General features: G+C 61.7%; 14 protein-coding genes. 6 read left to right on the top strand and 8 right to left on the bottom strand.

Translation table 11 applies throughout. From position 1 onward, the window contains the following. Window positions 1-146: 146 nt before the first annotated feature. Together recA and cckA are read right to left on the bottom strand one after the other, a co-directional pair. Complete coding sequence (gene recA, locus AC4CWF_RS09180; RefSeq protein ID WP_491281387.1) at window positions 147-1,235, bottom strand: recombinase RecA; 1,089 nt, start codon at window positions 1,233-1,235, stop codon at window positions 147-149. Window positions 1,236-1,409: 174 nt separating this feature from the next. After that, window positions 1,410-4,046 (bottom strand): cell cycle histidine kinase CckA, encoded by a 2,637-nt coding sequence (gene cckA / locus AC4CWF_RS09175; RefSeq protein WP_491285121.1) that lies wholly within the window; start codon window positions 4,044-4,046, stop codon window positions 1,410-1,412. Window positions 4,047-4,395: 349 nt separating this feature from the next. On the opposite strand from cckA, the gene AC4CWF_RS09170 reads away from it, so the two are divergent. Beyond that, a complete protein-coding gene (locus AC4CWF_RS09170) occupies window positions 4,396-5,577 on the top strand; it encodes a flagellar biosynthetic protein FliO (protein ID WP_491285120.1) in 1,182 nt (393 codons plus the stop codon). A 180-nt stretch (window positions 5,578-5,757) separates the two neighbouring features. On the opposite strand, the gene dksA is transcribed toward AC4CWF_RS09170, so the two are convergent. Then, window positions 5,758-6,177: an RNA polymerase-binding protein DksA gene (dksA, locus tag AC4CWF_RS09165; RefSeq protein WP_491285118.1), complete on the bottom strand. Its 420-nt coding sequence runs from the start codon at window positions 6,175-6,177 to the stop codon at window positions 5,758-5,760. Between the two features lie 317 nt (window positions 6,178-6,494). Here dksA and AC4CWF_RS09160 point away from each other — a divergent pair, with 317 nt between their 5' ends. From AC4CWF_RS09160 to AC4CWF_RS09145, 4 genes are all read left to right on the top strand, one after another. Next, window positions 6,495-7,004: a SixA phosphatase family protein gene (locus tag AC4CWF_RS09160; protein ID WP_491285116.1), complete on the top strand. Its 510-nt coding sequence runs from the start codon at window positions 6,495-6,497 to the stop codon at window positions 7,002-7,004. Window positions 7,005-7,132: 128 nt separating this feature from the next. Beyond that, on the top strand, window positions 7,133-8,608 hold the full coding sequence (locus tag AC4CWF_RS09155; protein ID WP_491285115.1) for a YcjX family GTP-binding protein: 1,476 nt from the start codon (window positions 7,133-7,135) through the stop codon (window positions 8,606-8,608). 52 nt (window positions 8,609-8,660) lie between these two features. Further along, window positions 8,661-9,704, top strand: coding sequence for a YcjF family protein (locus AC4CWF_RS09150; protein WP_491285113.1), 1,044 nt, complete (start codon window positions 8,661-8,663; stop codon window positions 9,702-9,704). A gap of 129 nt (window positions 9,705-9,833) precedes the next feature. Next, window positions 9,834-10,388, top strand: coding sequence for a hypothetical protein (locus AC4CWF_RS09145; RefSeq protein ID WP_491285111.1), 555 nt, complete (start codon window positions 9,834-9,836; stop codon window positions 10,386-10,388). 22 nt (window positions 10,389-10,410) lie between these two features. On the opposite strand, the gene folK is transcribed toward AC4CWF_RS09145, so the two are convergent. The 3 genes from folK to folP are packed head-to-tail and all read right to left on the bottom strand — an operon-like array spanning window position 10,411 to window position 12,180. After that, window positions 10,411-10,854 carry a 2-amino-4-hydroxy-6-hydroxymethyldihydropteridine diphosphokinase gene (gene folK / locus AC4CWF_RS09140; protein WP_491285319.1) on the bottom strand — a complete coding sequence of 148 codons (444 nt, stop codon included), beginning with the start codon at window positions 10,852-10,854 and terminating at the stop codon, window positions 10,411-10,413. A 58-nt stretch (window positions 10,855-10,912) separates the two neighbouring features. Beyond that, window positions 10,913-11,278, bottom strand: coding sequence for a dihydroneopterin aldolase (gene folB / locus AC4CWF_RS09135; protein ID WP_491285110.1), 366 nt, complete (start codon window positions 11,276-11,278; stop codon window positions 10,913-10,915). Next, a complete protein-coding gene (gene folP / locus AC4CWF_RS09130) occupies window positions 11,275-12,180 on the bottom strand; it encodes a dihydropteroate synthase (RefSeq protein WP_491285108.1) in 906 nt (301 codons plus the stop codon). The genes folB and folP overlap by 4 nt, the downstream gene beginning before the upstream one ends. Before the next feature lie 71 nt (window positions 12,181-12,251). Here folP and AC4CWF_RS09125 point away from each other — a divergent pair, with 71 nt between their 5' ends. Further along, window positions 12,252-12,860 carry a DUF922 domain-containing Zn-dependent protease gene (locus tag AC4CWF_RS09125; RefSeq protein WP_491285106.1) on the top strand — a complete coding sequence of 203 codons (609 nt, stop codon included), beginning with the start codon at window positions 12,252-12,254 and terminating at the stop codon, window positions 12,858-12,860. Window positions 12,861-13,387: 527 nt separating this feature from the next. Here the strand turns inward: AC4CWF_RS09125 and AC4CWF_RS09120 are convergent. Together AC4CWF_RS09120 and AC4CWF_RS09115 are read right to left on the bottom strand one after the other, a co-directional pair. After that, window positions 13,388-13,708, bottom strand: a complete 321-nt coding sequence (locus tag AC4CWF_RS09120; protein ID WP_491285104.1) for a 2Fe-2S iron-sulfur cluster-binding protein — start codon at window positions 13,706-13,708, stop codon at window positions 13,388-13,390. A gap of 147 nt (window positions 13,709-13,855) precedes the next feature. Continuing rightward, window positions 13,856-14,224 (bottom strand): Hpt domain-containing protein, encoded by a 369-nt coding sequence (locus tag AC4CWF_RS09115; RefSeq protein WP_491285103.1) that lies wholly within the window; start codon window positions 14,222-14,224, stop codon window positions 13,856-13,858. Window positions 14,225-14,603: the final 379 nt, after the last annotated feature.

Genomic DNA, 14,603 nt, shown 5'->3' with positions numbered 1-14,603 from the left:
TTCTAAGCCGCCCCAGCAGCCTTACCGTCAAAATTCCATTGGCTTTTATCGTCGGAACGGAACCCTGTCCAGCACGACGAAAAGCGGCCGCGCATCTTTGCGGGGATGCGCGGCCGTCCTTATGCCCCGTTCAAGGGAGGTAAAGCTTATGCGTCGGGCTCGCCCTCGCCGTCATCAGGTTCCGGACCGCCGTTCTGCAGGAAGCGGTCGGCGATCAGGCCGGCGTTCTGGCGCAGCGACATCTCGATTTCGCGTGCCAGTTCCGGATTGTCGCGCAAAAAGCTCTTGGCGTTTTCACGCCCCTGGCCAAGGCGCTGGCTGTTGTAGGAGAACCAGGCACCCGATTTCTCCACAATGCCAGCCTTGACGCCGAGATCGACGAGTTCGCCGGTCTTCGACACGCCTTCGCCATACATGATGTCGAATTCCACCTGCTTGAAGGGCGGTGCCATCTTGTTCTTCACGACCTTCACGCGCGTCTGGTTGCCGACAACCTCTTCGCGTTCCTTGACCGCACCGATGCGGCGGATGTCGAGGCGCACGGAGGCGTAAAACTTCAGCGCGTTGCCGCCTGTCGTTGTTTCCGGCGAACCGAACATCACGCCAATCTTCATGCGGATCTGGTTGATGAAGATGACCATCGTGTTCGAGCGCGAAATCGAGGCGGTCAGCTTGCGCAGTGCCTGGCTCATCAGACGTGCCTGAAGACCCGGCAGGCTGTCGCCCATTTCACCTTCGATTTCGGCCCGCGGCGTCAGTGCCGCCACCGAATCGATGACGAGAACGTCAACCGCGCCGGAGCGCACCAGCGTATCGGTGATTTCGAGCGCCTGCTCGCCGGTATCCGGCTGCGAGATCAGAAGGTTCTGCAGATCGACGCCCAGCTTGCGGGCATAGACCGGATCGAGCGCATGCTCGGCATCAACGAAGGCGCAGATGCCGCCCTTCTTCTGGGCTTCGGCAATGGTCTGCAGCGCAAGCGTGGTCTTGCCCGAGCTTTCCGGGCCGTAGATCTCGATGATACGGCCCTTCGGCAATCCGCCGATGCCGAGCGCGATATCGAGGCTGAGCGAGCCCGTCGATACGGTTTCGATCTCGACCACGCTCTCGTTTGCACCGAGCTTCATGATCGAGCCCTTGCCGAAAGAGCGTTCGATTTGCGAAAGTGCCGCTTCCAGCGCCTTGCTTTTGTCCACTGTTTTGTCCTCTACGAGCCGCAATGAATTCTGTGCCATCTGATCCACCTTTAGGTTAAAGCAGCCGCGCTCGCAATGAAGCAGCCATTGATCAGTATGTACACTTTTTGTTCTCATTTTGCAAGAGGAGTTCATCCTCTTGTTTTAACACCGTAAACCGGTGAATGTTCTTTTTGTGTTCCGCGCCCTTCATCGACTGCGGATCGTTGCCGGTCATTCCTCCCGGTCGAGCATTTCGCGCACGGCAACAGCCAGCTGTTTCAGCGAAAAGGGCTTTGGCAGGAAACCGAACTTGGCATCAGCCGGAAGGTTTCGCGCAAAGGCATCCTCCGCATAGCCCGAGACAAAGATGAACTTGAGGTCGGGATAGGTCTTGCGCAACTCGCGCAGCAGCGAGGGCCCATCCATCTCCGGCATCACCACGTCGGAGACAACGATGTCCACCTTGCCATCCAGCTCTTCCATGATCTCGAGTGCTTCCGTGCCGGAACCCGCCTCGTGGACGGTGTAGCCGCGGGTTTCGAGCATGCGTTTGCCGCCGCGCCGCACGGCCTCCTCGTCTTCTACCAGAAGTACCACGGCGGAATTTCCGGTGAGATCGAGATCTTCGGAACCGGACAGGGCTTTGGAGGCGGTGGCCGCCTCGATGCGTGGCTGAGGCGCACCGGCGTCCGTCGGTGCCTCGCCGGGGAGGTGGCCGTGAGGACGTTCCACCACCGGTTCCGGCACGTGGCGGGGCAGGAAGACGCGGAAGGTCGTGCCCTTACCCACTTCCGATTCGGGATAGATGTAGCCGCCGGACTGTTTGACGATGCCATAGACCATGGAGAGGCCAAGGCCGGTGCCCTTGCCCACTTCCTTGGTGGTGAAGAACGGTTCGAAAATCTTGTCCATGATTTCGGGCGCAATGCCTGTGCCGTTGTCGGAGACCTCAACCATGACAAAATCGTCGGATGGCAGGCGAGCGCTCACGAAAACCGAAGCTTCCTCTGCCGTCACATTTCGGGTGCGGATGCGGATCTGGCCGCCCTGCGGCATGGCATCACGCGCGTTGACGCAGAGGTTGATCAGCACCTGCTCGAACTGCGAAAGGTCGGTGCGCACCGGCCAAAGATCGCGGCCGTAATCCACGTCCAGCTTCACATTGGTGCCTGAGATCAGGCGGTCCACCAGCATGCGCAGGTCGCCCACCACGTCGGTCAGGTTCAGCACCGCCGGCCGCATCGTTTGCTTGCGCGAAAACGCCAGCAACTGGCGCACCAGAACGGCGGCGCGGTTGGCGTTGCGCTTGATTTCCATCAGGTCGGCAAAACTTGCGTCGGAGGGCCGCGCCTGCAGCAGCAGATGGTCGGAGGAGAGAAGGATTGCGGTGAGCACATTGTTGAAGTCATGCGCGATGCCGCCGGCAAGCGTGCCCACCGCGTTCATCTTCTGCGTCTGCGCCATCTGGGTCTCGAGCGCCTTCTGCTCGGTCGTCTCCACGGCATAAACGATGGCCACCTCTTCCGGCGCCTCGTCGCTCTCGTCGATCACGGCATTGACGTAAAAGCGCACATGGCGCGTCTCGTCGCCAGGATAACGGCAATCGATGGGGGCGATGTCGCCCTGGCGATCCTTGGCGTCGGCCAGTGCCCGCTGCAGGTCGCTGCGCGCGCTTTCATGCACAATCACGTCGAGCTTTGCGCCAGCCTCCACGTCATCGCGGGAGACCACGCCGGCAAACAGGCGCAGGAACGGCGCGTTGATGCGGAGAATCTTGCCGTCGCCGTCGATGGAGGCAATCGCCATCGGCGTGTTGTTGAAGAAGCGGGTAAAGCGCATGGCAGATGCCGACTGGTCGCCGCCCTCGCCCTTGGAGCGGGCCAGCACGATCGTGCGGCTTTCGCCCGGCGCCCCGTCGCGCATGGAAGACACGCTGTGAACAAGGCGCACCGGCAGGCTCTGGCCATTGCTGCGGCGAAGATCGAGATCGAGCGTTTCCGTGCGCTTCTGGCCGGGGCCGGCCTGCACGGACTGGATGAGCGCCATGCCCTCGCCTGCCACCATGTCGGAAATTGCCATGGAGCCCGGCACGAATTTGGTGAGGTCCAGCCCCAGCCATTCGGCAAGCGTTGCATTGAGATAGAACACTTCGCCCTTTTTGCCGGCGGAAAAAAAGCCGGCGGGCGCGTGGTCGAGATAGTCGATGGCATTCTGCAACTCGCGGAAGAAGCGTTCCTGCTCCTCGCGCTCGGAGGTGATGTCGGCAATCTGCCAGACATCGAGCGGCATCGGCAAAAGCGGCGAGACCAGGATGCGGGCCTTCAGCCGATACCAGTGGGCACCGGAGCCGTTCGCCGTGCCGCGTCCGAGCGGTTTCAGCAGGCGAAATTCCTCATGGCCCTCGCGCCCGTCGCGCAGCGCTGCCGTCAGGCGATAAAGCGCCTCGGTCGCCTCGCGGTTTTTTGACAAAAGTGTCTCGAGCGATTGGGCATTGCTGGCCTTGGTGGCGCCGGTCAGTTTGCCATAGGCGGAATTGGCATACAGGATGCGGCCGCGCTCATCGGTGATCAGAATGCCATCGGGATGGCCTGCCAGATAACTTGCGGCAAATTCGTCGGAGCGGGATTTCGGCATCACCTCGACAAGGCCGATCATCGAGGAGACAATGAAAAATATGCCGACCATGGCCAGCACGCCGAGCACACCCAGCACGATCTCATTATCCATGGCGTCCTTGAACACCACGAAGGCGATGGAGACGCCCACAAGCACCAGCGCCAGGAGCAGAAGCCTGAGCACGGTCCCGCCGCGCGTTCCCCGGTCTACCAAAGGCGCGTCATAACTGCCGATCGGTCGCGACTTCGTCATCACACCTCGCATTTCGACCGGTTACTGAACAAGCGCGGCCATGGAATCGGTCCATTCCTCTTCCATAGCAACTTGCGGACCCCGCAAAAAGCGCTGCGACCAAGAAACCCGTTGAAGACATTCATATTCCTATTGCCGATCACCCGCATCCGTCCATATCTGCCATAATGGCAACAGGGCCGGCATCTACCACGGCGCGGGCCGGTTCAAGGCTCTATCGGCGGGCATGCTTGCCGCGGGCTTGCGGCTTGCCTAGGTTGTGACCGAAACGACACGTGTCGATGCAGCGATGGCAGATCCGCCGCGCAGAACCCTGACACAGACAGAATCTCGAAGGAGTGGCAAACACATGGTGGAGCAATTGATGAGCGACTACGGCAGCCGCTTCGTGATTGCCGTGCTCGGCGTTGGCTTCGGCCTTGTCTTTCTGGTGGCTGTGCTCTGGCTTGTGCGTCGCCGCAGCGGTCCCTCGCCTTTCCTGCGCGGCGGCAAGAACCGCCAGCCGCGCCTGCAGGTGCTGGATGCGGCCGCCGTCGATGCGCGCCGGCGGATCGTGCTGGTGCGCCGAGATGATGTCGAACACCTCGTGATGATCGGCGGTCCCACAGACGTGGTCATCGAAAGCGGCATCAGGCCGCTTGCCGAACAGCAGGCGCTCCGCGACACTCAGGCGCTGGAACAACAGCCGGCAGAGCCGCGGCTTGAGGCTGGCGCCCGCCAGCCGGCACTTTCCGCGCCGCCGCGCCAGATCGCAAGCCAGCCGGTGCAGCCAACCGAGTTCCGAGATATCCCGCAACCGGTGGAAACCAGCCGGGACACACGCCCTGCCCCGCGTGCCGCGGCACGGCCCGCCCCCTCCGTCGAACCTGCGCTGACGCCTGCCCCGAAAGATGCCATGCCGATTTCGAGCCCCAGTTCGTCCGTCGAGGTGGAAAAAGCCGGCGAGAGCATCCAGCCGCCCGTTCGCCGCACAGCGCCAGTCAGCGATCGCCGCAGGGAACCGGACATGCCGCACGCCGCTGTTTCCCCGGCGGAAAAAGCCGCACAGGAGCAGTCCACAGCGGAAATGACTGCCGGCGACCTCGGTGCGGCCAGCGATGCGCTGGATATCGCCAGGCGCCGTGTGCTTCAGTCCGGCTCGCTCCCGACAGAGCAGCGCGCGCGGGGCACCGCGACGCAATCCACTGAGACCACCGCCAAATCGACACCGTCCGCCAATCCGCTGCCCTTTGCCTCGACATCGGCGTCGGCAAACATTCCTCCCGCCTCGTTGCCATCAAGCCCGGCATCCGAGCGACCGCTGGGCAGTGCCTTCGATCGCATTCTGGAAGAGGAAATGGCGAGCAATCTTGCCGCAAACCGGGCCGAAAACCGGGATGAGCGCCCAGGTGCATCACCCGGAAATGCGCCGCTGACGGCGCGGCGTGATCCGGCCAATCCGCGTGTGACAGGCGCCACACCGGAACCGTCGCTGCAGACTGAAATTGCCCGTATTTTCGGCGAGATGTCGGTCACACGCGACGAGCGGTAGGTTTTTCACCCGAAAAACCGGGCCAATTCGTCTGACCGGCATCTTGTGCTTCAGCGCGTCAGCGCAAGAAAACCGTGTGCCGGCAAGACCTCGCAAAAAACGGACAAAAAAAGAGGCACGCAAGGATGCGTGCCTGGAAATCGAAGTCCCTGATACCCTCAAGAGAGGGAAAGGAAAGTCTCACTCGTCGCGATAAACCTTTTCGCGGCGTTCATGACGTTCCTGCGCCTCGATGGAAAGCGTCGCGATCGGTCTTGCGTCAAGGCGTTTCAAACCGATCGGCTCGCCGGTCTCCTCACAGTAACCGTAGGTGCCGTCATCGATCCGCTGCAGAGCCGCATCGATCTTGGAGATCAGCTTTCTCTGGCGGTCGCGAGCACGAAGCTCGATGGCACGGTCGGTTTCTGACGAGGCTCGGTCTGCAAGATCGGGATGATTGGCGCTTTCTTCAGCAAGGTGGCCGAGAGTTTCCCGCGCTTCCCGGAGGATATCATTTTTCCAGGCAATGAGCTTGGCTCGGAAGTATGCCTTCTGTTTGGCATTCATGAATTCGTCTTCTTCCGAGAGGACGTAGCTGCTAAGGTCGATCTTCTCACTCAACGCGATTCTCCTGAAGAACAGCTCTCACGCCGGGGTCTATACTCCATTCCGGTGTGCTGATTCAAGCCTTGTGGTTACGCTAAAGGCATTTTTAAAAGTGACATAAAAATCAGCTAAACGACTATTCTTTATGCGTTTTTACGGGCATCGGCATTTGGCCGCGTTTACGGGTGTCCGGTGGCTGCAACGATGCCGGCCCCGAAATGGGACAGGCGAAGGGGCAGTTGACGCCACGCCGGATGGCGGGATACTCGAACATCTCGAGCAACGATCCGATGGTCCTCTGCGGGCTATCCGGTCATCAGTGTGGACCGCCCATGACCATTGTCGAACCGCCGCCCTCAAGGATCTACCTGATGCGCCACGCCCGTTCCGGCTGGCCTGAACCGGGCGCACGGGACTTCGATCGGACGCTGGATGACCACGGTTATGGCGAAGCCGAAGTGGTGGCCTCGCTTGCCGCCGATAAACGCTATCGCCCCGATCTTCTCATCTCCTCCACTGCCGTTCGGTGTCGCGAAACGGCGGATGCCATGCACCGGGCTTTTGGCGGCGAATGCGAGATGCTGATGATCGACGAGCTGTATAACGGCCCGCTCGATACCTATCTGGCGGTGCTTTCCGCGCAGAACGAAACGCAATCTGTCATGCTGATCGGCCATAATCCCACCATGGAAGAATTGCTGGAGGCGATGATCGGCCCAGACCGCACCGCCGCCGTCATCCCCAGCGGTTATCCGACGGCCGGCCTTGCCGTGCTCGATCATGGCGGCCCTGTGGCAGCCCTTACAGGCAGCTGGTCGCTGCGCGATTTCCTGACGGCCTGATTCTTATGCGATAGCAGCCAGGAGCGGTTCCGCTGCTGCGCTTTTGACAGGTCGGCCGGCCGCGTATCCCTTTTTCCGCCGACTGTCGTGCCTATATGGTCAACACGAAGCATCAACGGGTTCCTGCCTTGGCCACATCCCTCACCTCCTTTCGCGACGATGCGCTGATTGCGCTGGATAACCTTGCCGATCGGGCAAGCGGCCTCGTCCATCCGACGATGCGGCTTGGCGTTACCGGCCTGTCGCGGGCGGGAAAAACGGTGTTCATCTCGTCGCTGGTGCATAATCTCCTGCATGGCGGGCGCCTGCCGCTGTTTGAGGCGGCCCGCTCCGGCAGGCTGTCTTCCGTGCGGCTGGAGCCGCAGCCGGATGATGCCATTCCTCGCTTCCAGTATGAGGATCACATTCAGGCGCTGGTGCGCGACCGTATCTGGCCCGATTCGACGCGCGCCATTTCCGAACTGCGCCTCACTCTCGAATACCAGAGCGCCAGCGGCTGGGGCCGCTTTTTCTCTGCCGGCAAACTCTCCATCGATATCGTCGATTATCCCGGCGAATGGCTGCTCGACCTGCCGCTGCTCGGCCAGGATTACCGCACCTTCTCCAGCAACACCGTGCAGCTGGCGAAATCCGGCGTTCGCGCAGAACTGGCGCGCGACTGGATGGCGCTGGCGCAAAGCGTCGATCCGGCAGCCCCCGCCGACGAGATGACCGCGCGGCGGCTGGCGGAGGTTTTTGCCGCCTATCTCAAGGCCTGCAAATCCGACGAGCGCTCCCTTTCGACCCTGCCACCCGGCCGCTTCCTGATGCCGGGCGATCTCGATGGCTCGCCGGCGCTGACCTTTGCGCCGCTGCCGAACCTCGGTGACAACAGATTTGAAAAAGGCACGCTCGGCGCCATGATGGAGCGCCGTTTCGAGGCCTATAAGTCGGTGGTGGTCAAACCGTTTTTCCGCGAGCATTTTGCGCGGCTTGACCGGCAGATCGTGCTGATCGATGCGCTGCAGGCGCTGAACCGCGGCCCGGAAGCGGTGCAGGATCTGGAGCGCGCGCTGTCGGATGTGCTGGCCTGTTTCCGTCCCGGCACCAATTCCATCCTGTCCTCGCTGCTCGGCCGGCGTATCGACAAGGTTCTGGTGGCCGCCACCAAGGCCGATCATCTGCACCACGAAAGCCATGACCGGCTGGAGGCGTTGACGCGCCGGCTGGTGGACCGCGCGGTCGAGCGCATCGGCATGGCCGGCGCCGGTATCGACGTGATGGCGATTGCTTCGGTGCGCGCCACACGGGAAGCGACCGTGCGCGAGAACGGCGATCTCCTGCCCGTCATCACCGGAACGCCGATGGCCGGCGAGCGGATCAATGGCGAAGTTTTTGATGGCAACCGCAGAACCGCGATCTTTCCTGGGGACTTGCCGGTCAAACCGGATTCATTTTTTAAGGAACCTTCCGCAACACCTGAAGAGGGCGCGACCCCGCACATCAACATCGTGCGCTTTCGCCCACCCTCTGTTGAGGAAAACAGCGGCGGCATCCGGCTCTCGGTGCCGCATATCCGTCTCGACCGCGCTCTGCAGTTTCTGATCGGGGACCGGCTGGCATGAGAAAAAACCGGCATGCCGTTGATCCCGCGACGCGATCCTTGAGGACCAGCCGATGAGCGACACACTGCCCCCCGTCCCGCCGCGGCGTCCAGGCGCCTATGTGCTGCCTGAGGAACGGCCGCAGACGCTGCGCGCGCCGCGCAGCTTTGACGACGGGTTTACTGTGACCCCGGACGCGGAAGATCCCTTCGTCACGCCTCCGGAGCTTGAAGCGGCGCAGCTGGAGATCGCGGTTCCGCGCAAGCGAAAATTTTCGTGGGGCAAGCTTGCGCTCGGCGCGCTTGGCACGTTCCTGTCGCTCGCCTTCTGGCTCTGGGCAGACCAAGTGGTGCGTGACCTGTTTTCGCGCTCGGACTGGCTGGGTTATACGGCGGTTGCGGTGCTCGGCGTCGCCGTGTTTGCGCTTGCAGTCGTTGTCGGGCGGGAAGTTTTTGGCCTGATGCGGCTTGCGGCCGTGCAATCACTGAAGGCGGAAGCGGAGGCAGCCTTGAAGACGCCGGGCGCGAAAGCCGCACGCGCACTGGTGTCGCGGCTCGAAACGCTTCTGTCCCACCGGGCCGAGACCGCACGCGGGCGTGCCACGCTGAAGGCGACGGAAGAAGACATCATCGATGGCCCCCAACTGATCGAGCTTGCCGAACGCGAGCTTTTAGGCCCGCTCGACGGGCGTGCCCGCGCCCTCATTCTCGGCGCCTCCAAGCGCACCTCGGTTGTCACCGCCATCAGCCCACGTGCGGTGGTGGATCTCGCCTATGTGCTGTTTGAGGTGACCCGTCTCGTGCGTGCCATGGCCGAGCTTTACGGCGGGCGGCCAGGCACGGTCGGCTTGCTGCGCCTGCTGCGCGACGTGATCGCCCATCTCGCCGTGACCGGATCGATTGCCGTCGGCGACGGCATCGCCCAGCAGGTGCTGGGGCATGGCCTTGCGGCAAAGCTCTCCAGCCGGCTGGGCGAAGGCGTCATCAACGGGCTTTTGACGGCGCGAATCGGCATTGCCGCGATGGATCTCTGCCGCCCCTTGCCGTTCAGCGCGCTGAAGCGCCCCGGCATCGGTGATTTCCTCTCCGATATCACCTCGACCGGCAATCGCGGCTGAAAAGCCTTGGCCAACACCCGACAGCCAAGGCCGCAGCGCGCCTCGAAATGCCCTAAATAAACCCGTCGTTAACCATTTGAGATATAAAAACATCCTTGTTCAGGACGCTGCTCGCCCAAGGAAAGTTTTATGGTCTCGCGCATCTCTTCCCTAAAAGGCGGGCTTTTTGCCGCCATGTCGGTCGCTCTTCTCGCCCCGATGCACTCGGCCGTCGCTTCTCCGCGCGACAAGGCCTTTTTCGAGGGTGCCGCCGGTGCCTGGAAAGGCCCTGGCGAAATCGTCGCCGGAAAATACAAGGGCACCAAGTTTACCTGCAATCTCACCGGCGAACCGACGCCCGATGGCGATGCCGGCTTGAAGCTCGATGGCATCTGCCGCGTCGGCGTGTTCAAGCAGCCCATGTCTGCCGTGATCACCCAGACAGGCGCCACCTACAAGGGCAAGTTCCTGGATGGTGCCGATGGCAAGGGTCTCGATATCGTGTCCGGCGCCATCAGCGGCGACAAGATCGTCCTCGGCATCAACCGCGCCAAGCTGAACGGCGCCATGATTGCCCGCATGCAGGACACCAATTCCATGAACATCACCATTTCGGTGAAGGTGGAAGAAACCATGGTGCCGGTCATCGGCCTGTCGCTGACGCGCGACATGGACCAGATCGCCGTCGGCTCCATCGAACAGTAATTTTCTTTTCCCAAGGTGGCGCTCAGCGCCACCAGTCGCGGCTGTCGTCCGCGATCTCTATCCCTGCGAGATCGGCGGAATCGGCCCAATCCGCCACGGTCTTTCCAGACACCATCATGCCCGCTGCGATATCGACAAGCGGTAACAGCACGAAACCACGCTCCACCATACGCGGATGCGGCACATCAAGCCCCTCCACATGGATTTCCCGGTCGCCATATGTCAGCACGTCGATATCGATGGTGCGCGGCCCCCAGCGCTCAATGCGCACCCGCTTCATGCCCCGCTCGATGGAGAGACAGAGATCGAGCAGCGCCTTAGGCGCAAGCTGCGTTTCGAGAAGCGCGCACGCGTTGAAGAAATCCGCTTGGTCGGTCTTGCCCCAGGGCGGCGTGCGGTAAAGTTTTGAGACGGCAAGCACTCGACAGTCGGGGCGGGCATCGAATTGCTGCAGCGCTGTCGCCATCGCGCGGCGGGGATCGCCGAGATTGCCGCCCAAGCCGATTGCGGCAATAACGCCGGTATCAGGGGCGATGCTCAACGCGCACCTCCACGTAATCGAGAATGCCGGCAATCGGCACGCTCGGCTTGCGCACGGTGATGGCGGCGCGGCGGATCATCGGAAACTTTTCGCACAAGGCCAGTGCCACATCCTGCGCCAGCGCTTCGATCAGCGCCCGGCGTGTGGTGGTCACCACCTGTTCGATCACCTCGAAGGCATGGCCGTAATGCATGGTATCGGTCAGATCGTCATCGGTCAGCGCCCGGCCAGCCGGCACGTCGAATTCCGCATCGACAAAAAAACGCTGGCCGAGAACCGCCTCTTCCTGAAACGCGCCATGGTGCGCGAAAAAGGCGCAGTTCTTCAGGGTAATGGTATAGATGCTCAAACTCTCGTTCCCCCTTCGGCGGCAAGCACCGCATCGGCAATGCGCAGGGCATCCCTGTTGGTTGCCACGTCATGCACGCGAAAAATCGAAGCGCCGGCACGCCGCAGCAGCGCCGTGGTCGCCGCCGTTCCGACATCGCGGTCACCGGCCAGCTCGCGCCCGGTGGCAGAACCGATGAACCGCTTGCGCGAAGTGCCGATGAGGAAGGGCAGCTTCAGCACCAACAGTTCGGCAAACCGCGCCATCAGCGCAAAATCTTCCTCGCGGTTCTTGGCAAAGCCGAACCCCGGATCAATCACGATATTTTCGCGCGCAATGCCGGCGGCTGCGGCAGTGTTCAATGCGTTTTCGAAAAACCACAGCTGGTCGTCGACAACGTCGGCACGTTTGTCGGCCTCGCGGCCACGACCGGTATGCATCATTACCAGGCCCGCCCCGGTCTCGGCCACCACGCGGGCCATATCGGCATCATGGCGCAGACCATAGACGTCATTGACGATATGGGCACCGGCGGCCATCGCAAGCCGCGCCGTTTCGGCCCTGTAGGTATCGATGGAAATCAGCGCGTTGGTTTGTTTGGAGAGGGCCTCGATCACCGGCAGCACGCGCGCCTGTTCCTCGCGGGGATCGACGGGCTCGGCACCCGGCCGTGTCGATTCGCCGCCGATATCGAGAATGGACGCTCCCGCCTCCACACAGGCCAGCGCATGGCGAACGGCTGATTCCACCTGCAAATGTCGGCCGCCATCGGAAAAGCTGTCGGGCGTCACGTTGATGATGGCCATCAGATGGCCTTCGGCGCCAAGAGCCAGCGACCGCCCGCCGCCAACCTGCCAGATGGTGTTGCCGCACGATGTCACGTCAAAGCCGATCCTGTTTGCCACAAAGAATTTCGCAAGCATGTGTTGCGATCCCAAGGCCTATGCCCCAAGCTCCCGCCAAACTCAATGACACAGGCATCAGAATGTCCTTAATGCGCCGTCGCACCCTGATTCTGAGGACATGCCTGGCTTTTCTGGCGCTTCCGGTGGCCGCCGACAGCGCGCCGCAGATCACCAAGAGCTATTCCTATTTCTCCATCAATGGCCGCACCGCAGAAGATCTCGATACGCAACTGTCCCAACGCGGGCCATTGACCGGCGGCACAGGGTTCCGCCACCCCGGCGCCACCGAAATCAAATTCGGCGGCGATATCACCTATCACGAAAGCGAGGGCCGCTGCTCGATCGGCGATGTCAACGTCACGCTCTCCACCCGGATCATCCTGCCGCGCTGGAAGAACCGCAAGCGCGCCGATGGCTCGCTTGCGCTGATCTGGGACACGCTGTCGGCCGACATCAAGCGGCACGAGGAACGCCACGCCGAAATTGCCCGCCAGCATGCGCGCGCTCTGGAGCAGGCCTTGCGCGCCCTGCCCGCCACCCGTAGCTGCGCGACGCTGGAGCAGCAGGTCGGGGTCACCAGCCGGCGGATCATCGATGCCCACGATGTCGAACAACTGCGATTCGACATGGTGGAAGCCAAGAACTTCGAGGCGCGCATGATGCGCCTTCTCAGGCATCGCACCGGCTCTTCCGAGTAACTATCTGATCAGACACAAGATCTGACGCCCGCTGGGACATGCGTGAACCGGCCGGCATGCCATGCCTGACTTTTCAGCCACGGTGGAAGCTTGCTCGAAGCTTGCGCAACCTATGGTCAATGACTGGTTATTTCTTCCAGTATGAATATTTCTGGAACCTTATATAGTCAAAATCACTGAGGGGCTGGACGATACGAGGTTCCCTGAAGTTTGGTTCCGTTGTCGCCATCGTGGCGGCGTTGGCGACAACGGTGACCACTGCCCCTCAGCTCAATGCCCCGATGCCTATGCAATGACACAAATCTATCGCATGCAGGCCTCTACGGACTGGCGTCCGCGTTTTTGATTTTTCCCGGTGTTCTCCTGGCGTATCGACAAGCTGTAAGCGCTCCCTCCCTCGCTCGACAGTGATACGCCCGCCTTCGCCTCGCTTGACGCAACCGCGCAAGCGAGGCGTTTTTTTGCCTGCCATCCTGACATTCCTGAAAACGGCGTGGGCGTGCCGACGTGTCGGGTGGCTGACGGCCTCAGCCCTGGCGTTCGGGAATGTTGACCACCAGCCCATCCAGGGCATCGGTGATCTTGATCTGACAGGAGAGCCTGGAGGTCGGGCGCACGTCGAAGGCGAAATCGAGCATGTCTTCTTCCATCGGTGCCGGTCCGCCGACGGCTGCCGTCCAGGCGTCGTCGACATAGACATGACAGGTGGCACAGGCACAGGCGCCGCCACATTCGGCATCGATGCCGGGGACGGAATTGCGGACGGCGTTTTCCATCACGGTGGAGCCGGGCTCCGCATTGATGTCAAAGCGCGTTCCGTCGAAGGCGACGATGGTGAGTTGCGTCATGTCGGATCCTTGCAAACTGAAGTCAAAACGGCGATGTCTTCCGACAATTCGCCGCTTCAGTCAACGTTGAGAACCCTTTTAACACCAGCACACGGCCTTGCGGAGCAGATTTGCCGCAGACGTGTTCGGGAAACGCTGCGGACCCGTTTATCGCGAAAGCTTCAGGATAAAATTTTCCGCCTCGATTACCGTGGCAGCAACGCTTGCGCGGGCGGCGGCATTCACCGGATCGCTTTCCACGCCAAGGGCAGCCGTTGCCACGGCAAAGGCGCCAACGGCATTGGCAGCACTGCGCAGCTTGTGGGCCGCTGCAACCACCTGCTCGTTCGCGCCACCGCTCATTTCGTGCAGAGCAGCCCGCGCCTGGCGGGCGAAGAGCTGCAGCACCTCCGCCTCAAGATCCTTGTCGCCCATCGTCTGCACCGCAAGGTGCACGAGATCGATGGGACGGGATGTCGATGGGTGTTCGCCTCTTCCGTTTTCGGGCATTTCGAAAGCAATACTGACCGCGGCCATGAACCGGTTCATCCTCTGTTGCCGTGCGGAACAGACGGGCGCCGGCGCGAGAGCCGCGACGGCAGGCTGTCAGTTCCCTTCTTCTGCCGGACTGCTGGGCATCGCGACTGTTCGTCCCTTGCCTCTCCTCCGGTCCCCGACGGTGTCAGGGCCGGCTCGCTATCCGGTTAAATTCCGGCGCAATCGCGGCAGTTTTTCTCACACTATGGTTAATTTCCCGTAACCCGCGCGAAATCAAGGGGAAAGTCGTTAAAGTGCGGTTTAAAATCTGTTAACAACGAAACAGCATCCAATCCATGATGACGGCCCGAATTGTGTCTGGAAGGCTAATGTGCCACTACAGTACGACTGGAACTGGTGTGGGCATGTGCCCGGCACC

It is taken from the genome of Neorhizobium sp. PAMB6630 (assembly GCF_058242775.1).
Note: the sequence above shows the minus strand (reverse complement) of the source record. Positions and strands in the feature narration are given on the sequence as shown.

Coding starts and splice junctions, on each gene's coding strand:
- AC4CWF_RS09120 (WP_491285104.1), bottom strand. CDS start 13,708: ATGACGCAACTCACCATCGTCGCCTTCGACGGAACGCGCTTTGACATC.
- AC4CWF_RS09145 (WP_491285111.1), top strand. CDS start 9,834: ATGGTCTCGCGCATCTCTTCCCTAAAAGGCGGGCTTTTTGCCGCCATG.
- AC4CWF_RS09125 (WP_491285106.1), top strand. CDS start 12,252: ATGCGCCGTCGCACCCTGATTCTGAGGACATGCCTGGCTTTTCTGGCG.
- folK (WP_491285319.1), bottom strand. CDS start 10,854: ATGGCGACAGCGCTGCAGCAATTCGATGCCCGCCCCGACTGTCGAGTG.
- cckA (WP_491285121.1), bottom strand. CDS start 4,046: ATGACGAAGTCGCGACCGATCGGCAGTTATGACGCGCCTTTGGTAGAC.
- AC4CWF_RS09150 (WP_491285113.1), top strand. CDS start 8,661: ATGAGCGACACACTGCCCCCCGTCCCGCCGCGGCGTCCAGGCGCCTAT.
- folP (WP_491285108.1), bottom strand. CDS start 12,180: ATGCTTGCGAAATTCTTTGTGGCAAACAGGATCGGCTTTGACGTGACA.
- AC4CWF_RS09160 (WP_491285116.1), top strand. CDS start 6,495: ATGACCATTGTCGAACCGCCGCCCTCAAGGATCTACCTGATGCGCCAC.
- AC4CWF_RS09115 (WP_491285103.1), bottom strand. CDS start 14,224: ATGGCCGCGGTCAGTATTGCTTTCGAAATGCCCGAAAACGGAAGAGGC.
- recA (WP_491281387.1), bottom strand. CDS start 1,235: ATGGCACAGAATTCATTGCGGCTCGTAGAGGACAAAACAGTGGACAAA.
- AC4CWF_RS09170 (WP_491285120.1), top strand. CDS start 4,396: ATGGTGGAGCAATTGATGAGCGACTACGGCAGCCGCTTCGTGATTGCC.